This window comes from Mesorhizobium sp. dw_380 (assembly GCF_018588885.1).
In the GTDB taxonomy this organism is placed as follows: Bacteria; Pseudomonadota; Alphaproteobacteria; order Rhizobiales; family Rhizobiaceae; genus Mesorhizobium.
The window spans coordinates 54397-80564 of sequence record NZ_JAFFIW010000020.1; the positions used below are offsets into that span (position 1 = coordinate 54397).

The following is a 26168-nucleotide window of genomic DNA, read 5'->3' on the forward strand; positions in this document are numbered from 1 at the left end:
ATAAGCGCAGTGATAGCGCCCGGCCTTGCCGCCAAGGCCGGCGCCAAGGCATTGATATTGCCGTTGTCAAAAGCTGGGGATTTTTGGAGCTAATCGCCAGCTCCGGAGAATAATGGCGTTTTCGGAGAGGAGCTTGGGGACAATGGTGTTTCTGCTGTCCCCGACTTTTGGCCGTAAATCCCGCAAACGCTGGGCTTCCGGGAAGCCATGAGGGGACAATGAACCAAAGGGCGAACAACGGGGACGGCATATGTCGGCGAGTGCTTTTGCATTGACCGGATTCATCTCGTGGGCACTAGGCCTGCTGATCATGATGGAAGTCATCCGAACGTACCTAGTGATCTCCGGACAAGTCGCGGCAAACGGCTTTACGCCAGATAACGCATCGCTCTCCCCCTTCATGCAGAGGCTGGCCCGTGCCCACGCCAACTGCATAGAAGGGCTTCCAATCTTCGGAGGTCTGCTCGGAGTCGCGATCATTATTTCAAAGACAGATGTCACGAATCCCTTGGCCTCCACGCTGTTAGGCGCACGGATAGCGCAGTCGGTGATCCACCTCGTCTCGACCAACCAACTCGCAGTCAGTCTCAGGTTCACCGCGTTCGCCGTGCAAATGGTGATTGGTGCTTATTGGTGCTGGATGCTGTTGATCTGAGGAGTGCGGAATGACCGAACATGAACGCGGACCACCTCGATTCCGGGAGCCTTGCAAACCCCGCTCCGGTTGGCGAGCCGAAAGATTGTTCCTTTTGACAGGCGAGCGAACCGCAAAAACAGGCAGCAGCAAGGTGGCCTGCTGCCGGTTTCGTGGACACCGAGATAAGGTGTTTAACGGAACCCGAGCCGCTCGTAGTGGGATGGATGACGTCTTGAACGAGAACGGCGGCGAGTATCTGGGACAGCGATCTTTCGCCGACGCATTCCCTCGCCACGACATGGAGCCGATCGGATGAGCGACGTACCAGACACCAAGAACCGCTGGCCGGCGTTGCCCTATGCAGATTGGGCCGAGACCTGCGCCGCACTGCACCTTTGGAGCCAGATCGTCGGCAAGTACCGCCTCGCGCACACACCATGGGCGAACCACTCCTGGCAGGCCACGCTTTACGTGACGCCCCGCGGTCTGTCGACGGGTACGGTGCACGATGGCAGCGAGACCATCGCCTTGACCTTCGATCTCCACGAACATGCCCTGATCGGTGAAACACCCGCCGTGCGCAAGCGCTTCCAGCTGGAGGCGATGAGCGTGGCCGATTTCCTTGACAGGACCACCAATCTGGTGGGGCAGCTTGGCGGACGGATGGACATCCATGGGGCTCCAAACGAGATTCCCAATGCGAAGCGTTTTGCCGAGGACACCGCGCAGCGTCCCTACGACCGTGAGGCGGCGGAGCGGTTCCACAGGGCGCTGATGCAGATCGAGCGGGTGTTCACGCGTTTCCGCACCGGATTCCTGGGCAAGGTGTCGCCTGTGCATCTGTTCTGGGGATCGTTTGATCTTGCCGTGACGCGCTTTTCGGGCCGCAAGGCGCCTCGCCATCCCGGCGGAGTGCCGGCGCTACCCGATGCGGTGACCCAGGAGGCTTATAGTCACGAAGTGTCTTCGGCCGGGTTCTGGCCCGGTGGCGGCGGCGTGAACGAGCCGATGTTCTATTCCTACGCCTATCCGGCGCCCGACGGCTTTGCCGAGCGGCCCGTAGCGCCGGCGGCGGCCCACTTCGACCCGACATTGGGTGAGTTCCTGCTGCCCTATGAAGCGGTCCGCCAAAGCCCGGACCCGGAAGAGGCACTCATGCGCTTCCTGCAATCGAGTTACGAGGCCGCGGCAGACGCAGCCGGATGGGACCGGAAGTCCCTTGAATGTAATTTCGGAACCCCGCGAGTGCCGCGCACGGTGAGCTAACAAAAGGAGCAACCAAGACCAAAAGAGGGACAAAACTCGGAGGAATCTACGCAGCGGCCGGCCGATGATCCCGAGCATTTCGTTGTGTGGTGCTGCTTCTTGCGCGATCCGACTTTCCCCCATACGAAAGGGGACTTGCAATAGGAGTTGATGAATGACCGAAGAGAACAATCGCCAAAACGCGGAATTGATGGAATTGACCGCGGATATTGTCGCGGCGTTTGTCCAAAATAATGCAGTGCCTGTAGCAGGCCTGCCCGATCTTATCTCTTCGGTGAACTCAGCGCTCGTCAGCTTGGTCAAGTCAGCTGCAGTTGAGCAGCCAACACAGACCCCGGCAGTCAATCCGAAAAAATCTGTGTTTCCCGACCACATCATTTCCTTGGAAGACGGGCGCAAGTTCAAGTCGATGAAACGGCACTTGGGCTTGCTCGGCATGACGCCTGACGAGTATCGGGCCAAGTGGGGGTTGGCGCGGGACTATCCTATGGTGGCACCAAGCTACGCTGCACAACGGTCAGAGCTGGCGAAGTCAATCGGACTTGGTCGCAAGCCGGTCGCAAAAATGCCGACCAAGAAGGCGGCAGCCAAGCGGGTGAAGGCCTAAAGATCCTGCGTCAGGCAAGCGGACTAATGCGATGACGCGCCAATCCATTGCCGAAGAGCTTGAAAGCGCTGCCGATCGCATCGCAGACATTTCGCGCGCGGATCTGCAGATCATCTTGCGACGCGCGGCGTTGATGCTCAGAAACGTCGCCGGCGTGCCGCTGGAACCGGCAACTGATGACGCTCTGAACTCCATTGCTGCTGAAATGAAAATCGGCAGATCAGACCTAATTCAAGTCATCTTGCGCGAGTGGCTCGAAACCAACGCGTATCTGCCGGTGCGCCAGATCGATGAGGACTGCGAAACGGACGGGAGCGCTTAGCTTTCGTCTCTCCAGATAACCCGCCGTTCCCATCTGATTTCGACCAAACGTCGGAAACGGATCGTCACCAATTCCTGACCGACGGGATGGAACAGTTCCGCGCTCATCGATTCCTTGCGACCGCAATTTTCGCAGCGGACTTTTGCCCGGACCTGATCAATGGTGACATTGCCAATGACTTCTCGGAGCTCTAGCGGCTTATAGAAGCGCTTGATGTTGCAGTGGCCGCAGCAAATACGAGCCACCTGCCCCGCGTTGTGAGCGTGCATCAACGTCCATGGGGCACCTCGTGGCCATTTTTCTGGTTGTTCCGGCATTATGCTGAGAAGAGGAACATATTCCTGCCAGGTCAAGGGTCTTGACTTCTTCGTTCTCTTTTTGTTCACTGCTGACAAAATGGAGACACGGCCATGAAATCGATCATCGACACCGAGTCCGAGCAGCCCGAGATATATGCAACGGTACAGCGCGAGCGGCCCGCAATTCACCGGGCCGTCAACAAAATGGCGAAGCAAATGCGCGGTCTTTCTGACGTTAGTCAGAAGCAGGCCATTGCTGAATTGACGGCCACATGGATATTGGCAATCTACCCGGAAAACCTGGAGTTGGCGCTGTCGCTTTCGGACGCGATGCGCGAACAGACCGACATCTATCTGCGTGAAAGCAAAACGGCCAGCGCCCGACACTGATGGTCAGGCGCAGCCGGGGAATACCCACGCCCACAGTCATCGATCGCGAATTGCCGCACCAAGTCGCGCTGCCCGACGACCTTTGCACCGATCGCAACTACACGCTGATCAGGCTCTTTCTGCAAGAGCGCGGCCTCACATGCAGGACCAGAGCGGTGCTGGCGGTTTGGGAAGACGGCAAGCAGGAGCAATGGCGGTTGCATTGCTTCGCCGATCCTGATGCGGCGGCGGCGTTCCTTGACCACTTCAGCGGCATGATGTTCGATCCGAAGCGAGACAGGGAGAATGGGCGCGCTCGCGGCGTCTGGCGCCGGCAGGGCGCCTATGAGCAAATTCTGGAGCTTGGGCCGCTGAGCGTGCCGGAAGCCCTGCGGAACTGAGGTGGAAGCCATGTGCGGACGCTACACCAGATATCTGCCATGGTCGGAAATCCATCGTCTCTACCGGCTGACCGCGCCGACCGATGTCGGCCGCAACGACCCGCCGCGCTACAACATCGCGCCAACCGACGAGGTGCCGTTCGTCACCATCGCTGACGACGCCAGCCACAAGGTTCGAACCGGTCGGTGGTGGCTGGTCCCCTTCTGGGCAAAGGAGATGCCCAAAGCAGCAATGTTCAACGCTCGGATCGAGAGCGTTGATACTGCCCCGGCATTCCGCGACGCTTTTAAGGCGAAGCGCTGTCTTGTCCCTGCCGATGGTTATTACGAATGGACGATCTCACCCGCAGACGGCAAAAAGGATCCTTGGTTCATCTTCCAGCCCGGCCACGCGCCTTTCTCATTCGCCGGGCTATGGGCCTACAATTCGAACCTCGACGTCACGAGCTGCACGATCATCACGCAGCCGTCGGCGGCGCCAGTCAACCAGATCCATGACCGCCAGCCGCTGATGCTCGATCCGGCCTACTACGATGCTTGGCTGGATTCCAAAACGCCGGCAGCCGACCTCAAGGAAATCCTCAGCCACGTCATTGACGGGAAGCTGCAGTTCTATCGCGTCGGCCGCGAGGTAAACGCAGCAGCCATCAACAAGCAGCCCAACGATTACGCCGGGCTGGTCGAGCCGATCAGGCTGTTATGAGCGACGAACCGACCCGCCCCGGAGAGCCTGTGCAACTGCGCGAGCACGGGCCGCTTGGCCATGTCTGCGAACATGCCGGCTGTGGCAAGGATGCCGGCTGGGGCTTCGCCCGACTAAGGCAGCCGTCGCACTGGTTCTGCTTCGAGCACCGCGGCGAGGGGGAGAAGTTCCTGTGATCAACCCGCCTAGACATGCCATCGCCTACCCAGACCGCGAGATCGACTGCCAGGAAGCAATGGAGCCTGGCTTTCAGGCCATCGTTGACTGCATGCTGGAAGCCGGGTGGACGCGCGGCGAAGTGATGCGCGCCCTGCGGTGCCTGATCGCCGCCGACAACATGACGCAGAAGGAGAACGCCAAAGTCGAAGCTGACCTCGCCATCGCCCGAGCGATGTTGCGCGCCGGCCGCTAATCCCGCTCCCTGAAATCCTTCAGCGAGGCGTGTCGCAGCTTCTCCTCGCCCTTCAGGAACTTCACGCGCCCGACCAGGCCAGGCCTTAGCCATTCGGCTTTCTCCTTCGCAAGCCCCTTCGGCGGCGGCGCGCCAACCTTGCCCTGCACGCCGTCCCAAAGGGCCTGCCGCTTGTCGGCTTTGAAGGTGACGAAGGCGCCGCCCATGTATTGACCCCCATCTGCCATGAGCACCATCGCCGGTTTTCCTGTCTCGCGCTTCACGCCGATGATGTCCATTTCCTTCTCGACGTAGCATTTCACCTTGCGCCAGTTCATCGTCGACCCGCTGCGGTATACGCCGTCGAGCCGCTTCGAAACGATGCCCTCCAGGCCGGCTTCGCAGGCCAGATGGTAGACGGCGTCGCCGGCGCCCGGCAGCGCCTCGCTGAACTGGATGTGACCGCCGGCGGGGATGAGCACCTGCAGGATCTCGCGTCGGTCCTTCAGCGGCATGTCGCGCAGATCGTGGCCGTTGAGGTGCAAGAGATCGAACGCGACCAGGTAGAGGTCCTGCGGGCGTCTGGTGATGGCGGAACGCAGCGCGTGAAAGTCCGACAGCCCGGCTTCGTTCGTCACGATCGTTTCGGCTTCGATGATGAAGCTTTCGGCCTCGAGGTTCTTCGCCTCGGCGGCCAGCAGCCGATATTTGGCCGTCCAGTCAATCCCCGTTTTGGTGTACAGGCGGATGCCGTCGACGTCTTTGATCAATTGGGTCCGATAGCCGTCGAATTTGACCTCGTGGCTCCATCCGCCGCCCTTGGGCGGTTGCTCGACAAGCTCGGGCTCCATCGGGCGGATGAAGGACAGCCGGACGCCGCCGGCAGGTTTACGCATCGAAGCCTCACGCGATACTCGAATTTTATTCAATATCGCACAGTCGCGAGTGTTCCGTTAGCGAGTGCTGAAAAAGCAGATTGGAACGTTCATGCCAGGTGGTGGTTTCTTCCTCGGGAGGAACAGCCATGGCAGACGACAAGAGCAAGCGCGCTGGTCGTGACCGCGACCGGGTTTCGGCGGACGAGGATTACGAGGTCCGTCATTTTGCCAACAAGGTTGGTTTGACGGTTCAACAGGTCCACGATCTCATCAAGCAGCACGGCAATGACCGGAAGACGCTGGAGCGCGAAGCGGAGAAGCTCCGAGGATGAAGCATTCAGAGCTTGGGCCGCCGATCATCGGGATCCGACATGGGGGCGAGCTTCCCCGCGAACAGGATCACTTCTACAACTGCAGGAAATGCGGCCAGCCGGTCGACCGGCGCGATCTCCGGCAAGTCATTTGGCATGAACAGCCGGACCATGAGCCGCTTGAACTCTCAGATCGTTTCAGGGAGGCGGAACAAATTTCGCGCTTCGCAGTTACCAAGCGCTGCTTACGGGGACCCATGCGATGCTCCTTGCTCTGGACGATGCGATCTCGACCGCTGTTTTGGCCGGCAGAGGCGCGGACGCGGAAATCCACGGGGTAATCGATGTCAGCAACAAAACTGAAGCCCGGATAGGCGCCATCAGCTTAGGGCATGCCATCCAGTTCGTCGCCAATGCGTCGGTGCTTGGCTACGACGTTCGCGGTGCCATGGTCCTCTATGGGGAGCCAGGAACGCCAAGCCTAAGGATATGGGACTGCGAACATCTGTGGGCGCAATACGGTGGCGCTTTGCTCCAGCCAGAGCGCGAGGCGCCCTAGCGATGGCCATAGTTCTCCGAAGAGCGACGAAATGCTCTGACCTCGCTTCCATCGCTCCAAAGCTCGGCCTTCTTCGCTGACGTAAACCAGATCCGTGACGTCACCATGCAACACCTCTTAATCCTCTCAGATTAAAGCGTGTTGCGATGGCTGGTTGAACCCACCGCCCAATTTCGGCCGTTCGACTATATCGTTCGAACTGCCGAAAGCTGTCGGGCTCCGGACCATCTCAACCCTCCACCGCCGTTGGCGCGCATGTGCCGCATGCCGCCTGCCTGTCAAACGGCTTCCAAAACTGACCCCCGATCGGCGTCCAATTTTGACCCCCTTTATGTAATGCGCGGCGGTCAGCGTTCGCCCGGGCGGAGCTGGTCAGGGTTGCGCAGCCCGGGCGAGCGCGGATGGCGCTTGGGGAGCTTGATGGGGTGATCGGGCGCGGTTCTTGAAGCGCCAGGACTCGTTTCCCGTCTCGATGATCTCGCAATGATGGGTGAGACGGTCGAGGAGCGCTGTCGTCATCTTGGCGTCGCCAAAGACGGCGGGCCATTCTCCGAATGCCAGATTGAAGGCATCCCGCCAGCAACCGTTGGGAACGACTGCGACAGCGTTGTCGGCGTCATGGAATTTCGGTAGCCTCAGAGGCCTAAATCGCTCAACGATGGGTGTTTATCGGGACGAGGGCCAGAGCGGTCCCAGAAGAATTTGCGTTCTGATTCCTGAATTGGCAAATCATTGATGCAGGCAAAGCGTTTTTGCATCAGGCCGTTTTCGTCGAATTCCCAATTTTCATTGCCATAGGCGCGGAACCAGTTGCCGGAATCATCGTGATATTCATAGGCGAAGCGAACGGCGATGCGGTTGTCTGTGAAGGCCCAAAGCTCCTTGATCAGCCGATAATCCAGTTCACGTTCCCACTTGCCGGCCAGGAAGGCGACGATAGCCTCACGTCCCTGCACAAATGTCGAACGATTGCGCCAATAGCTGTCAACCGTATAGGCGAGCGACACGCGTTCGGGATTGCAGCTGTTCCAGCCATCTTCTGCACCGCGAGCCTTCTGGATGGCGGTTTCGCGGGTGAACGGCGGCAGTGGCGGACGTTGTGCAGGCATGATCTTTCTCCTGTTCTTCAAATCAGTGTTTCGATTGGTAAGCACTGGATCGATCGGTACAGAACGGGTCGAGCGATTTAACTGGCCAAAAATATTGAATCTGCATGAGGCAAAGCTCCCATGTTACCACTGCGGGCGGGAGTACCTAGTACCGGACCGCCGTCCCGTTTCGCTGTACGGTTTGACCGATCAATTTCCGGCCGTCACCTGCCTGGCGCAACACGCTGGCATCGGAGGAAAGCGGCCAGCCGTGGCTGAAGACTATAGGCTGTCCTGAGCCCCAATCCTTGTAGTAGATCTGCGTGCCGTCCTTAGTCCGGATCATGCTCATGGTCTGTCCTTTTCGACCTGAACCAACAGCGGTGACAGTCGGCTTTGTGGCGGCTGCGAAGGCCGGAAGCGCTAATGTTGTCGATGTGAGCAGGCTTGCGGCGCCGATCAGGACGTTCCCGCGAGAGGCCTGGAAACTCGGACCGGATCTGCTTCGACCCTTCGGTCGCTCATCGCCGTTTCCTTCCGTCCTGCTATCCTTCCAACTTACGTGAGGACCCCGCATTGATCGAAGGAGATCGCGAGAGATTGCGTGAGGAGTTGTTAGACCGCACGGCGGGAGCTCGCTGCGGCAAATACCGTCTAGGCAAGGTCGGTTGGTTTTTCGCCTTGCGGAGGGACTAAGGTCGCAAGGCCTAAACGCTAAATGAGCGCTGGCGTCTTTAGTTGGGCTTACCGTTTGGGTTCGCCACCGACGCCTCCCTCACGTCACGGGGAGGCGGCCCCATTCCAGCCCGATGCCGCGAGAGCCAACGGAACAATCGGTATGCCGACCCAGAGCGCCGAGACCCGATTGCGACGAAGGTAATCGACGCGAACTTGGTCCAGATCGGGTGATTCCCCTTCGTTTCACAACTTCTAACGCGCTCTCTCGGCAACTCATTCGATCAACGAGTTTCCGCCGCGTAAGTTTTGTGAAACGAAAGGAGCCGACAATGAGCGCGATTAAGACCAAGGACGGCACAGAAATTTATTATAAGGACTGGGGTTCCGGGCAGCCAATCGTCTTCAGCCATGGTTGGCCGCTGACTGCCGATGCTTTCGAGGACCAGATGTTCTTCCTGGCCTCTAGCGGATACCGCTGCATTGCGCATGACCGCCGGGGGCACGGCCGCTCAAGCCAGCCTTGGCAGGGGAACGACCTCGACACGTATGCGGACGACCTTGCCGAGCTGACTGCGGCTCTCGACCTGAAAGAAGCTATACATGTGGGACACTCGACTGGCGGCGGCGAAGTCACGCGCTACATCGGTCGGCATGGCACCAAGCGCGTTGCCAAGGCTGTTTTGATCGGCGCGATCCCGCCTGTGATGGTCAAGTCCGAGAAGAACCCAGGCGGCACGCCGATGGAGGCATTCGACCAACTGCGCGCTGCCGTCGTCGCCGATCGCTCACAGTTCTGGAAGGATCTTAGCCTTCCCTTCTATGGCTATAATCGGCCCGGCGCTAAAATTTCGGAGGGCGTTCGCCAATCCTTCTGGCTGCAGAGTATCATGGCGGGCTTCCCGGCCTCCTATTTCTGCATCAAGGCGTTTTCCGAAACAGATCTCACGGACGACCTCAAGCGGATCGATGTACCGACACTCGTTCTGCACGGGGACGACGACCAGATCGTCCCGATCGCCGATTCCGCCCTGCTGTCATCCAAGATCATCAAGAACGCGAAGCTCGTGGTCTACGAGGGCGCCCCGCACGGCATGTGCACCACGCTCAAGGATCGGGTGAACGACGAGCTGCTCGCCTTCATCAAATCCTGACGATCCCTCGAGGTTGCCGCCCGAACGGGCCTGCCGCCGACCGGAACAATCCCGCGTACGCGAAAGGACAAAGCTGTGACCAACAGTTCTCACTTAAATCTTGGTACCGCTTCACGCCGCTCGGTTCTGATCGGAACCGCTGGATTGCTCGCCGCCTCGGCTTTTGGCCTGTCCGATCTGGACAGTACGAACCGCGCCGCGGCCGCTACGATCAAGCGCTCCAAAGCAACTGCTTCCGGCAGCGTACTGACTACCAGCGACGGCACGCAGATCTACTACAAGGACTGGGGAACGGGGCAGCCAATCGTCTTCAGTCATGGTTGGCCGCTGTCCTCCGACGCGTTCGAAGATCAAATGTTTTTTCTCGCTTCGAACGGATATCGCGCCATCGCCGCGGACCGACGCGGTCATGGACGCTCCAGTCAGCCGTGGAAGGGAAACGACATCGACACCTATGCCGATGATCTCGCCGAACTCGTCGCTGCGCTCGACCTGAAGCATGCCGTTCATGTCGGCCATTCCACCGGCGGCGGTGAAGTTGCGCGTTATGTCGGCCGGCATGGAACGAAGCGCGTAGCCAAGCTGGTGCTGATCAGCGCGATACCACCGCTTCGACTGAAGACCGAGGCAAATCCCCTCGGCGCGCCGATCGAGGCTTTTGACGGACTCCGGGAGCAGATTCGCGCGGATCGATCAGCCTTCTGGAACGAACTGTCCCTGCCGTTTTACGGTTATAACCGCCCCGGCGCTAAGATATCGGAAGGAGTACGTGACCAGTTCGTCCTGCAATGCATGATGGCCGGCATGCCGGCATGCTACCTCGGCATCAAGGCGCAATCCGAAACGGACTTCACGCCAGACCTCAAGAAGATCGACGTTCCAGCGCTCATCCTCCACGGTGAGGACGACCAGCTCGTGCCGATCGCGGATTCTGCCCTGCTTACAGCAAAGCTGGTCAAGGGATCTGAGCTCAAGGTCCTGAAAGATGCACCGCACGGCCTGTGCACCACCCGCAAGGACGAGATCAACGCCGCCCTGCTTTCGTTCATCCGTGCTTCGGCCTGACTTGCCCCTACCGGGCATTCGCTGAAGCCTGCGCTACGCGGCCCCTCCCCGACCGCGTAGCGCCCCCCTCTCACAACCGCTGGCCGCTAACCCAGCAAGGAGCAAAATGATGACTTTCAATTCGAGGATTGCCGCGCTGGCCGTTGCATCTGTCCTGCTTTCATCGACGGCGCCGATGTACTTCAGCTCGCTTGGCGCATATGCCGCAGAACAGGTTGCTCGGCCAACGGTTCACTACCACACCGCCAAGGTCGAGGGTGTCGACATCTTCTACCGCGAAGCCGGCCCCGCCGACGCGCCAGTGGTCCTTCTGTTGCACGGATTCCCCACATCCTCGCACATGTTCCGTAACCTCATACCCCTGCTTGCCGACCGCTACCACGTGATCGCGCCCGACTATCCGGGGTTCGGCCAGAGCGGCGCGCCCGATCACAAGGAATTCGCCTACACCTTCGGGCACTACGCCGACCTGGTCGACGGCCTGCTCGGTCAGCTCGGAACAAAGAGCTATGCGATGTACGTCATGGACTACGGCGCACCTGTCGGCTACCGACTGGCGCTGAAGCACCCCGAGCGCGTGACCGGCCTCATCATCCAGAACGGCAACGCCTATGAGGAAGGACTCAAGGAGTTCTGGGATCCGATCAAAGCGTATTGGGCGGACGGGTCGGCTGCCCATCGCGAGGCGCTGAGCTTCCTGGTTGCGCCCGAGACCACGAAGTTTCAGTACACGGACGGCGTGTCCGACCTGTCGCGGATCGATCCCGACAATTGGGCGCATGACCAGGCGTTGCTCGATCGACCGGGCAACAAGGACATCCAGCTCGACCTCTTCCACGACTATGGCAGCAATGTCCCGCTTTATCCGGCCTTCCAGGCGTTCTTCCGGGAGCGGAAGCCGCCGACGCTGATCGTCTGGGGCAAGAACGACAAGATCTTTCCGGCCGACGGGGCCGGTCCCTATCTACACGACCTGCCTGACGCGGAACTCCATCTGATCGACACCGGACATTTCGCACTCGAGGACAAGCTCGACGAGATGGTGCCGCTTATCCGGAATTTCCTAGACCGCAAGGTGGCCACCAATTGAGTCTGGGTCGGCTAACGCCCGTGTCGCGCGCGCCCCCGACACAAACAAAGAGGACCATGACAATGCCCGCTCCCGGCCAGCATCTCATTTCGCGCCGTGGCTTCTGCCTCTGCTGCGTGGGCGCCACGGCCGTCGCAGCCAGCGGGGGATGGCTAAGCCCGCGCGATGCTTACGCGGAAGCGCGCGGAATCGTCAGTCTGATCAAGGAAAGCGCCGCGGCATCCCCTATTACGGTACGCAAACTTCGCAACAACATCAGCGTGCTGGAGGGATCAGGCGGGAACGTTGCCGTGTTGACCGGCGCGGATGGCAAGCTGCTTGTCGATGGGGGGATCAGCGTGTCGCGGCCGCAAATGACCAAGACGCTGCAGGACATCTCCGCCGACCCCGTGACCCACCTGATCAACACGCACTGGCATTTCGACCATGCGGACGGCAATTCCTGGCTGGGTCCGGCGGGCGCCAAGATCATCGCTCAGGACAGGACCTTGGAATACCTGTCGCAGGTGCAACGCGTCGAGGAATGGGATTACAATTTCCTGCCACTTGCCGCCGATGGCCTGCCAACGGACGTGTTCGCGAAGAGCCGCGATCTGAAGCTCAACGGCGCGTCCATCGCGCTCAAGCACTATGGCCCGGCTCACACCGACAGCGACATTTCCGTTACGTTCGGCGAAGCGGACATCATCCATGTCGCCGACACGTTCTGGAATGGAGTCTATCCCTTCATCGACTATTCGACCGGCGGCAGCATCGACGGCATGATCGCGGCCTCGGATGCCAATCTCGCGGCAACGACCGACAAGACAATCATCATCCCCGGCCACGGGCAACCGGTCAGCAACCGGGCCGAGTTGCAGGCCTTCCGCGACATGCTCGTCGGCGTCAGGGACAACGTTGCCAAACTCAAGCGCGAAGGACGAACCCGCGACGAAACGGTGGCGGCGAAGCCGACATCCGCGTTCGACGCCAAATGGGGCAACTTCGTCATCGACCCGGCCTTCTTCACCCGGCTGGTCTACGAGGGCGTGTGATCCACGCCGCATAAAAGGAGGTTTGCCATGGGCAAGCTAGAGGGAAAGGTCGCCGTGATTACCGGCGCAACGAGCGGCATAGGCCTGGCGATGGCCAAGAGATTTGCCGTGGAAGGCGCGCAGGTCTTTCTGACCGGTCGCCGAAAGAAAGAACTCGACGCCGCGGTCCTTGAGGTCGGCAATGGTGCGCGCGGCGTCCAGGGCGACGTGGCCAACATGGCTGATCTTGATCATCTCTTTACCGTCGTAAGGGATGAGGCTGGCTCGATCGACGTCCTTGTCGCAAACGCAGGCGGTGGCGAGTTCGCCCCATTGGGCGCGATCACCGAAGAGCATTTCGACAACACCTTCCGCACCAACGTGAAGGGCACGCTTTTCACCGTTCAAAAGGCGCTTCCGCTTTTGCAAGATGATGCCTCGATCATCTTGGTCGGGTCGACGGCCGGAACCACGGGGACGCCCAATTTCAGCGTCTACAGCGCCACCAAGGCCGCAATCCGCAATTTCGCGCGAAGTTGGATCCTCGATCTCGCTGGCCGGGCCATTCGAATAAACGTCCTCTCCCCGGGAGCGACATCGACCCCTGGCTGGCACGATCTGGCAGCATCTCCGTCCGAGCATGACGATATGATCCGCTTTGTTTCGACAACGACACCGTTGGGACGGCTTGCCCATCCCGATGAAACAGCGAGCGCGGCGCTTTTCCTCGCGTCGAGCGAAAGCAGCTTCGTGACCGGAAGCGAACTCTTCGTCGATGGCGGTTCCGCGCAAATCTAAGAGCTACGCATTTGCTGAGGGATTTCGAGATGAACCTCATTCTCAAGGATTTGATCGCCATGTCCGCAGCCGCCGTAATGTCCACTGTCGCATCGGCGCAAACGGCGAAGGACATCGTTGGTCCATCGCCTCTGGTTGCTATCGAGAACGAGCCTGCGCCGAAGCTCGTCGTCGATCCGCCTCTGCCCGAGCCGCTGTCGCGCGGCCTCGTCTTCATCCAGTACCGCAGCGAGAATCTGCGCGTCGTGCCGGTGTTCGGCAAAGGCGCCCTCGATGTGTCTCCACGCATCGGCCATGTCCACATCACCGTGGACGATGCCCCCTGGCATTTCGTCGACGCGAGCGGCGAGACGATCATCGTGGTTGGTCTCAAGCCCGGTCCCCACCGGGTGCTGGTCGAACTGGCGGATCCGACGCATCACGTCATCGATCGCCAAACCGTCAGCTTCGACGTGCCCAGCAAGCCGGATACGCCGTAGCACCTTGGCCGCAGGTGGTTGTCAACAAGACAAGGGAATTGCTATGGACCTCGATTTCGTCAGCCGCCGGCAGGTGCTCGGAGCCGCCGGCACGCTTGCGCTATCGACGCTGCTGCCGAAAACCGCGTGCGCGGCCCCGGCCTACAGCTTCTCGCATGGCGAGTTCGAGATCACAGTACTCAGCGACGGTTTCATATCCGTCCCCGGCGAAATTCTTGTGCCCGACGTCTCAACGGAGAAACGAGCGGCTATCCTAAGTCGCATCGACGCCCCCGGCGGCGTGGTCCGTGCCAAGACGAACATTCCGCTGTTGCGCAAGGGAAACGACCTGATCCTCGTCGATATCGGGGCCGGCCACAAATATCAGCCGAGCGACGGCGGCCTTGCAGACGACCTGCGGAATGCCGGCGTCGATCCCTCAGCCATCACCAAGGTAATCTTCACCCATGCGCATCCCGACCACATCTGGGCGACTTTGACGGAAAGTGGCCTGAGGTACCCGAACGCCACCTACCATGTCGGCGCGTCCGAATGGGACTTCTGGATGGATCCGGACTATCTGACGAATATGCCGGACGCCCTGCACGATTTCGCCAAGGGGGCGCAGCGGGACCTCAATGCCATCAAGGACCGGGTCGTGATGCTCAAGCCCGGCGAAGACGTAGTCACAGGACTGACGGTTCTCGACACGGCGGGCCATACGCCCGGACATCTGTCGTTCGAAGTGGCAGGCTCCGATGGGCTGCTTATCACGGCTGATGTAGCCAACAACCAGATCGTCTCGTTCGAACATCCGGAATGGAAATTCGGCTACGACACGCATCCGGATATTGCTATTCAAAACCGGCTAAAGCTCCTTGATCGGGCTGCGGCCGACAAGGTCAAGCTGGTCGGTTACCATTGGGAGTATCCGGGGGTCGGGTTTGCGGCATGTGACCGCAATGCCTTCCGCTTCGTGAGCGCAACCTGAAAACCATGCAGCGCATTGGGGAGCTTACATGCCTGACAAAGCAATGGGCGATCCAGGCTTCGGTGTCGTGCTGGCCACGGGCGAGGCGCCTGTCTTCCAGCCGGGAGATCGGGTCCGGATCCTCGTCCGCGCTCCGATCGGGCACTACCGCGTGCCGACTTATCTGCGCGGCAAGCAAGGGTCGATCGAGGCTGTGATCGAGCCGCCCGCCGTCGACAACGAGGAAGAAGGGTTTGGCCGAAACGCCGGATCGAAGCGTCACTACTATCGCGTGGCGATACCGATGACGGAGGTCTGGGCCGACTATGTCGGCTCACCCCGGGACGGACTTCGCATCGAGATTTTCGAGACCTGGCTTGAAAGGATGTGAAGATGGTTGAACCCCACCACGACCATGACCACGACCATGAAGGACATGACCACCCGCATGCCGAAATCGCGGAAGCCGGGAGACCAGGCTACTACGACATCATGGAGACGGCCGTTCGAGAGCTTCTGATCGAACGTAAGATGATCCGCGCCGATGAGATTCGGCGCCAGATCGAGGTCATCGACTCGCGAACTCCGGCGCTAGGAGCAAAGGTCGTCGCGCGCGCCTGGGTCGATCCGAGGTTCAAGGCCAGACTTTTGGCGAACGGTCGCACCGCCTGCGAAGAACTCGGCATAAGCTTCTATGACGATACAGAACTCATCGTGCTCGAGAATACGCCAGAAGTTCACAACCTGATCGTCTGCACCCTGTGCTCGTGCTATCCGCGCCCCGTCCTCGGGCTCCCGCCGGACTGGTACAAGCTGAAACCATACAGGGCGCGGGCGGTTTCGGAGCCCCGCGCTGTTCTCGCGGAATTCGGCACCGAAATTTCTCAGGACGTCGAAATCCGTGTCAGCGACTCGACGGCGATGGTTCGCTATCTTGTGCTGCCGATGCGCCCGGACGGCACCGATAGCTATAGCGAGCAGCAGCTGGCCGATCTCGTCACGCGCGACGCAATGATTGGCGTGATCCCCGTCCAGCTGCAGGGAGAATGAGGATGACCGATACGCAACACCTTGTCAGCCGGCTGCCCAACGACATCGGCGGCTTGCCATCGGAAACCGTCCAGCGGATCGACCACGAACTCGAGCCCTGGGAAAAGCGTTGCCATGCCTTGGCCGACGTCCTCGATTTCCACAAAATCATCAACACTGAGGAGAAGCGCTGCGGCGTCGAAGCCCTCGGCTCTGAGATGGTCGGCAAACTTAGCTACTATGAACGCTGGATCGTTGCTTTTGCCAACATCCTCTTCAGGAAGGGCATTCTTACACCAACCGAACTTGCCCTCAAGATGAAGGAGGTTGAAGAACGATGGTCGCATGTGGGCAACGACTCGTGAGGCCGCGGTCATGACCCCCGCTGGCTTGACAGTGCGCGAGAGCAACCTCAGTGCCAAAGCATGCATGGATCGCCTTGCCGCAGCCGCGGCCGATAATGGGATGGCCGTTCTGGCGCGTATCGACCACGCCGCGGCGGCAGCACAAGTGGACATGGTCCTGCGGCCAACTGAAGTCCTGATCTTCGGTAACCCGAAGGTCGGGACGCAGATCATGCAGGATGCTCAGACGTCGGGGATCGACCTGCCGCTGAAGGCACTCGTGTGGGAAGACGCCGCAGGGAAAACCTGGATTGGGTACAATGACCCCATGTCGATCGGGTCCCGTCATGTGGTTCACGAGCGGTTGAAGCCGTTGCCGCGGGGGATGGCGGACAAACTTGCAAAAGCAGTCGCCTCCGCATTGGGCGGAGCGCTGGACAGCTGACATCGTTCAGCGCGACGCTGTCGCGACTGTGCGAGACCCGCGCAAACCGAGGAGCATTGCGTGTTTGGAGAGATTGATCATTCGCGGCGCCTACTGTTTGGGGCTGCCGCAGCGACTGTGGCAAGCGAAGTGTTTCTTCCGACCGGTCCTTCCGCGGCGCATTCAAAACCAAAAAGCGTGACGGTCTTCGGTCCGTAAAAACCAGCTTGCGTTCATCATTTCAGACGATCAAGCAAATCGACTCCGGAGTGCTGAATCTCGGATATGCGGAACTTGGCCCGGCCGGCGGGCCGGTCGCAATTTTGCCGAAAAGGGCCGTCGCCGATCTGACTCGACGTGACGAGAGCGTCACGGCTATCAAGCGCCTCGCGGAAGCGTTACGGTTCGCAAGGGAAACCAGTCCCGCGAGGCGAGCCGCCTGTGTTCGACATTACCGGATATGTCTTGGAGAGGTTGCGCGAAGACAGCGAGGTCACCCTTTATCGCGGCCAAGCACCGGATAAGGCAATTCTTCTGCTGGTGCCGGCCTCCGCCCAGCCGCAGAGGTCGACGCTCGAGCGCCTCGAGCGGGAGCACGCCCTATCGGACCAGCTTGACGCCACATGGGCAGTCCGGCCGCTGGCGCTTGCACGCCACGAAGGCCGCGTCGGGCTTGTGTTCGACGATCCGGGCGGGCAGCCACTCGATGGCCAACTCAGCGGGTCGTTGCAAACTGGACATTTCTTGCATGTCGCCATGGGGCTCGTCGCAGCGCTTCGGCAGGTCCACGCCAGCGGCCTGATTCACAAAGATATCAAGCCGGCAAACGCATTCGTCGACGCCGCCGGAAATGTTCGGCTCACCGGCTTTGGACTTGCGACTCGGCTGCCCCGCGAACGACAAGTTCCCGCGCCGCCGGAACTGATTGCCGGAACGCTCGCTTACATGTCTCCCGAGCAGACGGGCCGCATGAACCGCTCGATCGATACGCGCACCGATCTCTATTCTCTCGGGGTAACTTTTTACGAGATGCTTACAGGCGAACTGCCGTTCGTCGCCTCCGAACCCATGGAATGGATTCATTGCCATATCGCACGACAGCCAATCCCGCCAACCGAACGTGTGCCGACGGTCCCCCAGGTCCTTGAGGCAATCGTGCTCAAACTCTTGGCGAAGGCAGCGGAAGATCGATATCAGACCATCGCAGCGGTCGAATCCGATCTCCGGCAGTGCCTCGATTCATGGACTGCAAATGCGCGCATCGACACGTTCAAACTAGCTGCAAAAGACCGGCCGGACCGGCTTCGAATCCCTGAGAGCCTGTACGGACGTGCCAGCCAAGTCGACAGCCTGCTGAAGGCTTTCGATCGTGTCGCCGTATCGGGCGAGACGGAGGTTGTGCTGGTGTCGGGTCCCGCCGGCGTCGGCAAGTCATCGCTCGTCGAGGAACTGCACAAGGCGATGGTTTCGGCGCCCGGCTTTTTCGCGGCCGGCAAGTTCGACCAGTATAAGCGAGACATTCCATACGCCACCGTGGCCCAGGCTTTCCAAGGCCTTGTCCGCCAAACCCTGAGCCTCGCGGAAGCGGACCTTGATCACAGGCGGCGGGAACTACTTGCGGCGCTCGGGCCGAACGGCCAACTGATGATCAACCTGATCCCGGAGCTTGTACTCGTCATTGGCGAGCAGCCGCCAGCGCTCGATCTTCCACCTCAGGATGCGCAGAATCGCTTCCACCTGGTTTTTCAGAGATTTCTTGGCGTCTTTGCGCGACCGGAACACCCACTGACTTTATTCATTGACGACGTACAATGGCTGGATGCGGCTACCATCGAACTAATCCGGCGTCTCGCTGCGGAACCGGACATCCGAAATCTTCTGTTGATCTGCGCCTATCGAGACAATGAAATTCTACCCTCTCATCCCTTCGCGCGAACTCTGGAAACGATGCGGAGCGCCAATCGCAAGCTCCAAGATGTGCGACTCGAGTCCCTCTCACATGACGACATATCAAATCTGTTCGCGGATGCCCTACAGTCGGATCCACAAGTCGTGCGGCCTTTGGCTGCGCTTGTATATGACAAGACCCAGGGCAACCCGTTTTTTGTCGGTCAATTCCTGACAGCACTCGTCGACGAAGGTCTGCTTGAGTTCGACCGTGACACAGGCACATGGCGGTGGGACGTGCCCCGCATCAGCTCTAAGGGGATCACCGACAACGTCGCCGAGCTTTTGGCCGGAAGGCTGACGCGCCTATCAGGTGCGGCGTTGGATGCAGTGAAACTTCTGGCCTACCTGGGGAATAATGCGCGGCAGGCGACGTTGAGCATTGTGCTCGGGCGATCGGAGCGGGAAACCGGCGACGCACTTTGGGAGGCCATCCTGGCGGGTCTCGTCTTGAGCATGGACGGCGGTTACGCATTTACCCACGACCGTGTGCAGGAAGCAGCCTATCTGCTCAGCCCCGAAGCAGATAGGCCGGCGACGCATCTTCGCATCGGCCGGGCGCTCGTCCTGAAGATGACTCCAGCCGAGCTTCAGGAGCGCTTGTTCGAGGTGGTCGACCAATTCGGACGAGGCACGGTCCTGATAAATTCGTGTGAGGAATGCGAGCAGATCGCCGAGCTGAATCTTCGCGCGGCACGTCGTGCTCGGGAATCTACCGCATATCAAGCCGCGCTTGCATATGCCGAGTCCGCAAGCGCAGCATTGACCAATGCGATAGGCCCGCCACGGTATCGGCTTGCATTTGATGTCGAATTTCTTCGCGCAGAGTGCGAATTCCTCACCGGCAGTACGGAACGCGCCGCAATTCGATTGTTATCGCTGTCAGAACAGGCGGCCAACCTTGCCGACTGCACTGCTGTCACCTGTTTACAAATGGCGCTCCACACGGCCCTTTTGCAGCCGTATCGAGCAATCGAGATCGGCCTGGACTATCTGCGGCAGGCTGCTGGTATTGACTGGTCACCCCATCCGGACGACCGAACTGTTCATCTGGAACTGCAAAAGACCTGGATCCTGCTCGGAAATCGAAAGATTGAGGAGCTCATCGACCTTCCGGTCATGGATACGCCGGTTCACCTTGCTGTCATGCAGGTCTTGGCGGAATTCTTGGGGCCAGCCACTTTCCACGACAACAACTTATTCGACCTTGTTCTTGTTCGAATGATGAATCTCAGTATCGAGCATGGCAATTGCGCCAGCTCCGCTTTTGCCTATGGGTTGGTCAACGTCGTAGTAGGGCTTGGATTCGGCGATTATCGAAATGGCTATCGGTTTGGCCGGCTTGGCTGCGACTTGGCGGACAAGCTCGGCTTCGAGCCCTTGAAAGCCCGCGTTTATATGGCGTTCGGGACGTTCGTGCTGCCATGGACGAGTCCCCTGGCGACGGCACGTGATCTATTGGTGCGCGCGATTGCTATCGCAAACACCGGCGGCGACTTGGCCTTCGAGACCTATAGCCGTCTCGGTTTCATGTCCAACCTGATGTCCTCTGGCGAACCGCTCGCGCGCCTCCAACTGGATGCGGAAACGGCGCTGGATTTCGCGCGCAAGGCGCAATTCGGCCCTGCCGCGGATTGCTTCGCCGAGGAAATATTGCTGATCCGTGAACTTCGCGGATCCACCGACGACAAAGTCGTCTTCGACAGGCCCGGACGAGATCGGGCCTGGTTCGAAGAACACCTTGACGCTGGCGGCCTGGCCCTCGCGGCGGCGGCCGCCAAATACTGGATCCACCGCATCCAGGCCTGCTTTTTCTTTCAGGATATTGCCGGGATGATGTCGGCGATGATGAGGACGAAGGCGCTCCTTTGGTCGACGCGCTCCTTTGTCGAACTCATTGAATATCATTTCTATGGCGCACTGGCGCTTGCGTCGGCCTGCGACGCGGCTACCTCCGAGCAGCGTCAAAGGTATTTGACCGAGATCGAGGAACACCGCCTGCAATTGCAGATCTGGGGCGAGGCATGTCCGGAGAACTGGGCGCATCGTGAAGTGCTCGTTTCAGCCGAACTCGCCCGCCTTGAAGCCAGAGAACTCGACGCCCAGCGATTGTATGAAAGGGCAATACAACTGGCGAGGACGAACGGCTTCTTGCCGCACGAGGGGATAGCCTACGAACTTGCGGCGCGCTTCTACGCTGCCCGCGGTTTCGAGACGATCGCCGACGCTTGTCTGCGCAATGCGCGATCCTGCTACCTACACTGGGGCGCCGACGCGAAGGTAAGCCAACTCGATCGGCTGTATCCCCAACTGGGAGGCGAACCATCGGCGCGGGCGGGGGCAGTTGCAAGCGGGATCGAGCTCAAGCACCTGGACTTGGCGGCCGTGATCGAGATGTCGCAGGCCGTGTCTGGCGAGATCGTTCTCCACCGGCTGGTCGAGCGATTGATGACCACGGTGGTCGAGCACGCCGGTGCGGTCCGCGGACTCCTCCTCCTGCAGCCGGAAGGGGAGATGCGCATCGTCGCGGAGGCCGTCACTAGCGCCGAAGGCGTCGAAGTGCACCAGCGTCCATCCGAGACGGCAGGAGAGTTGCCAGAATCTATTCTAAACTTAGTCACACGCACGCATGACGTCGTCATTTTGCATGACGCCCAAGTCCCCAACCCGCATTCGGCCGATCCTTACATTCGCAATATTCGGACACGATCGATCCTGTGTCTTCCATTGGCCAGGCAGAAACAGCTTATCGGCATTCTGTACCTGGAGAACAACCTATCGTCATACATGTTCACGCCGGATCGGGTGTCGCTCCTGCAAATTCTTGCGTCCCAGGCCGCCATCTCGATCGAAAACGCGCAGCTATTCCTGGATGTCCATTCAGCACAAGAACGAGAACGACAGTTGACGATCGAGGCGCGACAGTCGTTCGACATGATCCCTGCGCTGGCTTGGTACACCTACCCGGACGGCACACTCGCGATATTCAACCAACGATGGCATGATTATACGGGCATTCCAGCAGAGGAAGCGCTCCAGGGTGGCTGGACCCGCTCATTTCATCCCGACGACTTGGAGAAAGTGCTCGCGAAATGGAAAACACTTCTCGAAACAGGCGCGGCGGGCGAAATCGAGGCGCGGATCCAGCGCTTCGACGGAGCGTCACGCACCTTCATCACACGTGCAACGCCCATGCGGGACGAACAGGGCTCCATCATCAAGTGGTACGGAACGAATACGGACATTGATGACTTCAAGCGCGCTGAGGAAGCACAGCAGGCACTTGCACGCGTGGGCCGACTGACCGCCATCGGAGAGCTGACAGTTTCGATCGCCCATGAAGTGAACCAGCCGCTCATGGCAATCGTGACCAATGCTGCGACCTGCGTGCAGTGGCTTACGGACGAACATGTCAATATCCTGATGGCGCGGCAGGCCGCTGAGCGCATCGTCAGGGACGGCCACCGTGCCGGCGACATCATTGCCAGCATCCGCGCCCTCGCCAAGAAGTCCCCGCCGGAAATGGGCGAACTGGATCTCAATGAAGTGATCCTAGAGGTGCTTTTGCTGACGCGTGGCGAACTGCTCCGAAATGGAATAGTGGCGGAGACGGACCTCATGGCGGACGCACGCGTCCTCGGGGACCGCGTCCAGATGCAACAGGTCGTCTTGAATTTGGTCATCAATGGCATTGAGGCGATCGCCGCGAGCCAGCATCAGCCCCGACGCCTGCACATAGACACCAGGCAGGGCGACCCCGGCTATCTCCTCGTAGCGGTCACCGACACTGGAGACGGATTGGATCCGAACAGCAGCGAGCAAGTCTTCGAGGCCTTCTTCACGACAAAGCCTGAAGGGATCGGCATGGGATTGTCGATTTGCCGTTCCATCGTCGACGCGCATAGCGGTCGCTTGTGGGCCGCGCCGAACATGCCATCCGGGAGCACCTTCTGTTTTACCGTGCCGACTTTCATCAACGGGCATGCATATGCGCAGTCGAACTGACGATACGAAGCCGACGGTCTTTATCATTGATGATGATGAGGCCGTCCGCGAGTCGTTGAACGGCCTTTTCCAGTCGATAGGCCTTCGAGTGGAGCTATTCGCATCGGTTCAGGCGTTTCTCTCCAACGGCCAGGCGGACCGTCCTGGATGCATGGTTCTCGATGTGCGCCTTCCCGGGCAGAGTGGGCTCGACTTCCAAGACCTCCTCGTCGGGAAGGGTATCCGTCGCCCAATCATATTCATCAGCGGTCACGCCGACATCCCGATGACAGTTCGCGCCATGAAGGCCGGCGCCATGGAGTTCTTGACGAAGCCTGTCCGCAGTCAGGATCTGTTGGACGCCGTTCAGTTGGCAATCGAGCGAGACCAAGCCCAGCGGGCGCGCGCTCGCAATGTGGCGAAAGTTCGAGCGGACTTTGAAAGCTTGACGCCGCGCGAGCGCGAGATCATGGCACTGGTCGCAACGGGGCGCCCGAACAAGCAGATCGCGGCAGACGTTGGTCTGAGCGAGGCTACGGTCAAACTCCACCGGGGGCATGTGATGCAAAAGATGAACGCGCGATCCGTCGCCGAACTCGTCCGAATGACCGATGCACTCGACACTTTGAAGGTCAATCCTTGGTAACCTCGACCAAAGTCTAGCGGCCCCGACATTTTGTCTGGGTAATCCGACGCAAGGCCAGTTGAGGCGCCGGGCTGAAGGGGGCTACGTCTCAGTCGACCGAAGCCAACTGCGAATACCAATGTGCCTCAACCCCCTCTGATCGCCTGTATCGACGACGACGCGTCAGTTCGCGAGGCGCTGGAGGGGTTGCTGGTCGCCTTTGGTTTTGCAGCCGAGATCTTCGCCTCCGCCGAGGATTTTCTGAGTTCCGCTCGGCTGGATCGCATTTCGTGCCTGATAGCAGACGTAAAGCTGGCTGGGATGTCTGGCCTTCAACTCCAAAGACGTCTTGTTGAATCGGGGTATCAGATCCCCACGATCCTCATCACCGCCTTCGGAGATGATCGGCTACGAAGACAGGCACTCGATGCTGGGGCCGTCAACCTCCTCCTCAAGCCAATTGCCAGGGAGGATCTGTTGTCCTCGATAGAGCTCGCACTGAAGCGAAAGGCGGATGGCGATGACGGTCAGTAGATCGATGGTCTTGTTCGATGCGGCGGGATTGAAACAAGGGGGTTAGCGGCAGGGAAGGGAAGTGCACCATGGATATGCCAGCCAGCCGAATAGCGGAGCCCGACCAGCGCCTGATTGCCGCTCCCGAGCAGCGCAGCATCGATGAATTTGCCACTGGCGGGAGTGGTGCCAAGGGCGCCATCCGCTTCAGGCACTACAACGTCGAGCCAAGCACTCGATTGCTGCTTCGCGATGGACGTCCGGTCTACCTCGGTAGCCGAGCATTCGATCTTCTACTGGTGCTTCTCAGGTCGCGCGGCGTTCTTGTCTCCAAGGAAGCGATCGTCCGCCACGTGTGGCCCGAAACGCTGGTCGACGAGAGCAATCTGCGGTTTCAGATGGCGTCGCTCCGGAACGCGCTGGGCGAAGACAGGGACGTTATCAAGACCATCCCTGGACGCGGCTACCTGTTTGCCGATGAGGGCGATATGACCGAGACCGCGCCTCGGGTGCAGGCGGAGACCTCTCTATCTGTCGCGAGAGACTCGATTACGCGATGGCCGAGAGCCAATATCGCGTCGCACACCGACGATATGGTACGCAAGGCGTCCATCGTGATCATCGATGACGACTGCGAGTCCCGCGAGGCGCTTGAAGGCCTGCTTCAATCGGTTGGTTTACAAGTCGAATCGTTCGGATCAGTTCAGGCGTACTTGGACCGCGTGCGGCTATCCCCGCCACGGTGCCTCGTGCTCGACGTCTGGTTGCCGGGACGGAGCGGGTTGGATTTTCAGGCCGAATTAGTGCGTTCCGGTGTGCATGTGCCAATCATCTTCATCAGCGGCCACGCCGACTTGCACATGGGTGTCCAGGCGATGAAGGCGGGCGCATTTGAGTTCCTGGCGAAGCCTGTCCGCCATCAGGAGTTGCTGGAGGCCATCTGGCTGGCCATCGCGCCTTGATTGGCAAGTTTCGATCTTCAAGGGAGTCATGTTGATCACTTTGGATATGGATATGGGACTTAGTCGATAAACGGGAGTCTGCCCTATCATCAGGACTGGGTCGAGATGCTTGCACAGGCAGCAGAGGCAAAGGCCGCTCGCTGACGACCACCTCAGCCTTCACCCGCCTGCACAAAGGACGCCGTTGCGGGAAGAGCAACTCTCCGAACCGGACGTCTCAGCTGCATCTGGCGGACATTGCGTCAAACCACTTCAACGGAGCTTAAGACATGAGACCATTTAGATTGTTTGTTGCAGGCGCGGTCCTGGCACTGTTGTTGCCGGCGACGGTCTCAGCGCAGGTTACCGATAAGGGCAATCCTTATCAAGGCATCGACGTCTCTGACGCGACGTTAGTGGGCGAGTTGGAAGGATTTGAAAGCAGCTTTGCCGAGGTGAACGGCATCCGAATACACTACGTGCAGGGCGGCCAAGGCACACCTGTCGTCATGCTGCCTGGCTGGCCGCAGACATGGTGGGCGTTCCACAAGATCATGCCCCAGCTCGCCAAGAACCATCGTGTTATCGCTGTCGACATTCGCGGAATGGGCACGACGGACAAGCCCAAGGGCGGCTACGACAAGAAAGACATGGCCAAGGATATCCATGAACTTGTCAAAGCTCTCGGCTATGACAAAGCGCATATCGTTGGCCACGATATCGGATCGCAGGTCGCCTACGCCTACGCGGCCAACTATCCAGATGCAACGACATCGGTGACCTTCCTGGATGTGTCGGCACAGCCGCAGAGCACGCGCGACATGCGGCTCGTTCCTCCGCATCCTCTCACAGGCAATTTCCAGAAGGACTTCTTTCTCTGGTGGTTCGCTTTCAACCAGGTGCGAGACATGCCCGAAGAGCTTATCGAGGGACGCGCATATATCTACCAGAACTGGTTCTGGAATTCGCTTCTCTATAAAAAGGATGCGCTGACGGAACGCGACCGTGCCGTTTACGCCAATGCCTACAATACCAAGGACGGCATCCGGGGCGGCAATGGCTGGTATCAGGCCTACGCCCAGGATCTCGACGATCAATTGACGTATCCGGACAAATTGACCGTACCTTCTCTCGGCATCGGTGGTCTTGGAAACGGACTGCTTGTCGAGTTCATGAAAAGCAAGTTCGCCAATCCACGACTCGAACATTTGCCGGAAAGCGGGCACTACATTGCCGAGGAGGCACCCGAGCAAGTGACCGGCATCTTGGCCGGCTTTCTTCGATCCGTCGACAGACAATAACCCTTG

The 26168-nt window shown here is 59.6% G+C and carries 31 protein-coding genes and 1 pseudogene; 27 read left to right on the forward strand and 5 right to left on the reverse strand.

The genetic code is table 11. From position 1 onward, the window contains the following. Positions 1-250: 250 nt before the first annotated feature. From JT360_RS19665 to JT360_RS19680, 4 genes are all read left to right on the forward strand, one after another. Complete coding sequence (locus JT360_RS19665) at positions 251-655, forward strand: MAPEG family protein (protein ID WP_250888920.1); 405 nt, start codon at positions 251-253, stop codon at positions 653-655. 294 nt (positions 656-949) lie between these two features. Then, the gene (locus JT360_RS19670; protein WP_214473393.1) at positions 950-1903 is read left to right on the forward strand and encodes a DUF5996 family protein; all 954 of its coding nucleotides are present in this window, start codon (positions 950-952) and stop codon (positions 1901-1903) included. A gap of 154 nt (positions 1904-2057) precedes the next feature. Further along, positions 2058-2510 (forward strand): Ros/MucR family transcriptional regulator, encoded by a 453-nt coding sequence (locus JT360_RS19675; RefSeq protein WP_214473394.1) that lies wholly within the window; start codon positions 2058-2060, stop codon positions 2508-2510. 31 nt (positions 2511-2541) lie between these two features. Then, entirely contained in the window at positions 2542-2832 is a 291-nt protein-coding gene (locus JT360_RS19680) for a hypothetical protein (RefSeq protein ID WP_214473395.1), read from the forward strand. Here JT360_RS19680 and JT360_RS19685 read toward each other — a convergent pair. Then, entirely contained in the window at positions 2829-3185 is a 357-nt protein-coding gene (locus tag JT360_RS19685; RefSeq protein ID WP_214473396.1) for a hypothetical protein, read from the reverse strand. The genes JT360_RS19680 and JT360_RS19685 overlap by 4 nt on opposite strands. A gap of 57 nt (positions 3186-3242) precedes the next feature. Between JT360_RS19685 and JT360_RS19690 the strand changes: the two genes are divergently transcribed. The 5 genes from JT360_RS19690 to JT360_RS19710 are packed head-to-tail and all read left to right on the forward strand — an operon-like array spanning position 3243 to position 5016. Then, the gene (locus JT360_RS19690) at positions 3243-3521 is read left to right on the forward strand and encodes a hypothetical protein (protein WP_214473397.1); all 279 of its coding nucleotides are present in this window, start codon (positions 3243-3245) and stop codon (positions 3519-3521) included. A 50-nt stretch (positions 3522-3571) separates the two neighbouring features. Then, positions 3572-3901, forward strand: a complete 330-nt coding sequence (locus JT360_RS19695) for a hypothetical protein (protein ID WP_214473398.1) — start codon at positions 3572-3574, stop codon at positions 3899-3901. A gap of 10 nt (positions 3902-3911) precedes the next feature. Beyond that, positions 3912-4604: an SOS response-associated peptidase gene (locus JT360_RS19700; protein ID WP_214473399.1), complete on the forward strand. Its 693-nt coding sequence runs from the start codon at positions 3912-3914 to the stop codon at positions 4602-4604. Positions 4605-4633: 29 nt separating this feature from the next. Next, the gene (locus tag JT360_RS19705; RefSeq protein WP_352127875.1) at positions 4634-4780 is read left to right on the forward strand and encodes a hypothetical protein; all 147 of its coding nucleotides are present in this window, start codon (positions 4634-4636) and stop codon (positions 4778-4780) included. Continuing rightward, complete coding sequence (locus tag JT360_RS19710) at positions 4777-5016, forward strand: hypothetical protein (RefSeq protein ID WP_214473401.1); 240 nt, start codon at positions 4777-4779, stop codon at positions 5014-5016. Before JT360_RS19705 ends, JT360_RS19710 begins: the two co-directional genes overlap by 4 nt. On the opposite strand, the gene JT360_RS19715 is transcribed toward JT360_RS19710, so the two are convergent. Next, positions 5013-5891, reverse strand: a complete 879-nt coding sequence (locus JT360_RS19715; protein WP_214473402.1) for an ATP-dependent DNA ligase — start codon at positions 5889-5891, stop codon at positions 5013-5015. The genes JT360_RS19710 and JT360_RS19715 overlap by 4 nt on opposite strands. 128 nt (positions 5892-6019) lie before the next feature. On the opposite strand from JT360_RS19715, the gene JT360_RS19720 reads away from it, so the two are divergent. Further along, the gene (locus JT360_RS19720; protein WP_214473403.1) at positions 6020-6205 is read left to right on the forward strand and encodes a DUF3606 domain-containing protein; all 186 of its coding nucleotides are present in this window, start codon (positions 6020-6022) and stop codon (positions 6203-6205) included. A gap of 5 nt (positions 6206-6210) precedes the next feature. Here JT360_RS19720 and JT360_RS19725 read toward each other — a convergent pair whose 3' ends face one another. Next, the gene (locus tag JT360_RS19725) at positions 6211-6357 is read right to left on the reverse strand and encodes a hypothetical protein (RefSeq protein ID WP_214473404.1); all 147 of its coding nucleotides are present in this window, start codon (positions 6355-6357) and stop codon (positions 6211-6213) included. 89 nt (positions 6358-6446) lie between these two features. Between JT360_RS19725 and JT360_RS19730 the strand changes: the two genes are divergently transcribed. Further along, positions 6447-6743, forward strand: coding sequence for a hypothetical protein (locus JT360_RS19730; RefSeq protein ID WP_214473405.1), 297 nt, complete (start codon positions 6447-6449; stop codon positions 6741-6743). Positions 6744-7115: 372 nt separating this feature from the next. Here the strand turns inward: JT360_RS19730 and JT360_RS19735 are convergent. Both JT360_RS19735 and JT360_RS19740 read right to left on the reverse strand, forming a co-directional pair. Further along, a pseudogene (locus JT360_RS19735) lies at positions 7116-7307 on the reverse strand (ATP-binding protein); the annotation flags it as partial. Between the two features lie 71 nt (positions 7308-7378). Then, entirely contained in the window at positions 7379-7852 is a 474-nt protein-coding gene (locus JT360_RS19740; protein ID WP_214473406.1) for a nuclear transport factor 2 family protein, read from the reverse strand. Positions 7853-8838: 986 nt separating this feature from the next. Here JT360_RS19740 and JT360_RS19745 point away from each other — a divergent pair. The 16 genes from JT360_RS19745 to JT360_RS19820 all read left to right on the forward strand — a co-directional run bounded on the left by JT360_RS19745 (position 8839) and on the right by JT360_RS19820 (position 26162). Further along, positions 8839-9660, forward strand: coding sequence for an alpha/beta fold hydrolase (locus tag JT360_RS19745; RefSeq protein WP_214473407.1), 822 nt, complete (start codon positions 8839-8841; stop codon positions 9658-9660). A gap of 75 nt (positions 9661-9735) precedes the next feature. Further along, positions 9736-10725 carry an alpha/beta fold hydrolase gene (locus JT360_RS19750; RefSeq protein WP_214473408.1) on the forward strand — a complete coding sequence of 330 codons (990 nt, stop codon included), beginning with the start codon at positions 9736-9738 and terminating at the stop codon, positions 10723-10725. A 175-nt stretch (positions 10726-10900) separates the two neighbouring features. Next, the gene (locus JT360_RS19755) at positions 10901-11815 is read left to right on the forward strand and encodes an alpha/beta fold hydrolase (RefSeq protein ID WP_250888930.1); all 915 of its coding nucleotides are present in this window, start codon (positions 10901-10903) and stop codon (positions 11813-11815) included. 62 nt (positions 11816-11877) lie between these two features. Next, positions 11878-12849, forward strand: coding sequence for an MBL fold metallo-hydrolase (locus JT360_RS19760; RefSeq protein WP_250888921.1), 972 nt, complete (start codon positions 11878-11880; stop codon positions 12847-12849). A gap of 27 nt (positions 12850-12876) precedes the next feature. Next, positions 12877-13626 (forward strand): SDR family NAD(P)-dependent oxidoreductase, encoded by a 750-nt coding sequence (locus JT360_RS19765; protein WP_214473411.1) that lies wholly within the window; start codon positions 12877-12879, stop codon positions 13624-13626. Between the two features lie 29 nt (positions 13627-13655). Beyond that, the gene (locus tag JT360_RS19770; RefSeq protein WP_352127880.1) at positions 13656-14105 is read left to right on the forward strand and encodes a DUF6130 family protein; all 450 of its coding nucleotides are present in this window, start codon (positions 13656-13658) and stop codon (positions 14103-14105) included. 43 nt (positions 14106-14148) lie between these two features. Then, on the forward strand, positions 14149-15075 hold the full coding sequence (locus tag JT360_RS19775; protein WP_214473412.1) for an MBL fold metallo-hydrolase: 927 nt from the start codon (positions 14149-14151) through the stop codon (positions 15073-15075). A gap of 28 nt (positions 15076-15103) precedes the next feature. Further along, positions 15104-15445 (forward strand): SH3-like domain-containing protein, encoded by a 342-nt coding sequence (locus JT360_RS19780; protein WP_250888922.1) that lies wholly within the window; start codon positions 15104-15106, stop codon positions 15443-15445. A gap of 2 nt (positions 15446-15447) precedes the next feature. Next, positions 15448-16104: a nitrile hydratase subunit alpha gene (locus tag JT360_RS19785; RefSeq protein ID WP_214473413.1), complete on the forward strand. Its 657-nt coding sequence runs from the start codon at positions 15448-15450 to the stop codon at positions 16102-16104. Positions 16105-16106: 2 nt separating this feature from the next. Then, positions 16107-16448 (forward strand): SH3-like domain-containing protein, encoded by a 342-nt coding sequence (locus JT360_RS19790; RefSeq protein WP_214473414.1) that lies wholly within the window; start codon positions 16107-16109, stop codon positions 16446-16448. 10 nt (positions 16449-16458) lie between these two features. Then, entirely contained in the window at positions 16459-16872 is a 414-nt protein-coding gene (locus JT360_RS19795) for a DUF302 domain-containing protein (protein WP_214473415.1), read from the forward strand. A 420-nt stretch (positions 16873-17292) separates the two neighbouring features. Then, a complete protein-coding gene (locus JT360_RS19800; protein WP_352127883.1) occupies positions 17293-22803 on the forward strand; it encodes an ATP-binding sensor histidine kinase in 5511 nt (1836 codons plus the stop codon). Continuing rightward, on the forward strand, positions 22787-23428 hold the full coding sequence (locus JT360_RS19805; RefSeq protein ID WP_214473416.1) for a response regulator transcription factor: 642 nt from the start codon (positions 22787-22789) through the stop codon (positions 23426-23428). Before JT360_RS19800 ends, JT360_RS19805 begins: the two co-directional genes overlap by 17 nt. A 120-nt stretch (positions 23429-23548) precedes the next feature. Next, a complete protein-coding gene (locus JT360_RS19810) occupies positions 23549-23941 on the forward strand; it encodes a response regulator transcription factor (RefSeq protein WP_214473417.1) in 393 nt (130 codons plus the stop codon). Between the two features lie 68 nt (positions 23942-24009). Beyond that, a complete protein-coding gene (locus JT360_RS19815; RefSeq protein ID WP_214473418.1) occupies positions 24010-24882 on the forward strand; it encodes a response regulator in 873 nt (290 codons plus the stop codon). A gap of 269 nt (positions 24883-25151) precedes the next feature. After that, positions 25152-26162, forward strand: a complete 1011-nt coding sequence (locus tag JT360_RS19820) for an alpha/beta fold hydrolase (RefSeq protein ID WP_214473419.1) — start codon at positions 25152-25154, stop codon at positions 26160-26162. The last annotated feature ends 6 nt before the right edge of the window (positions 26163-26168 follow it).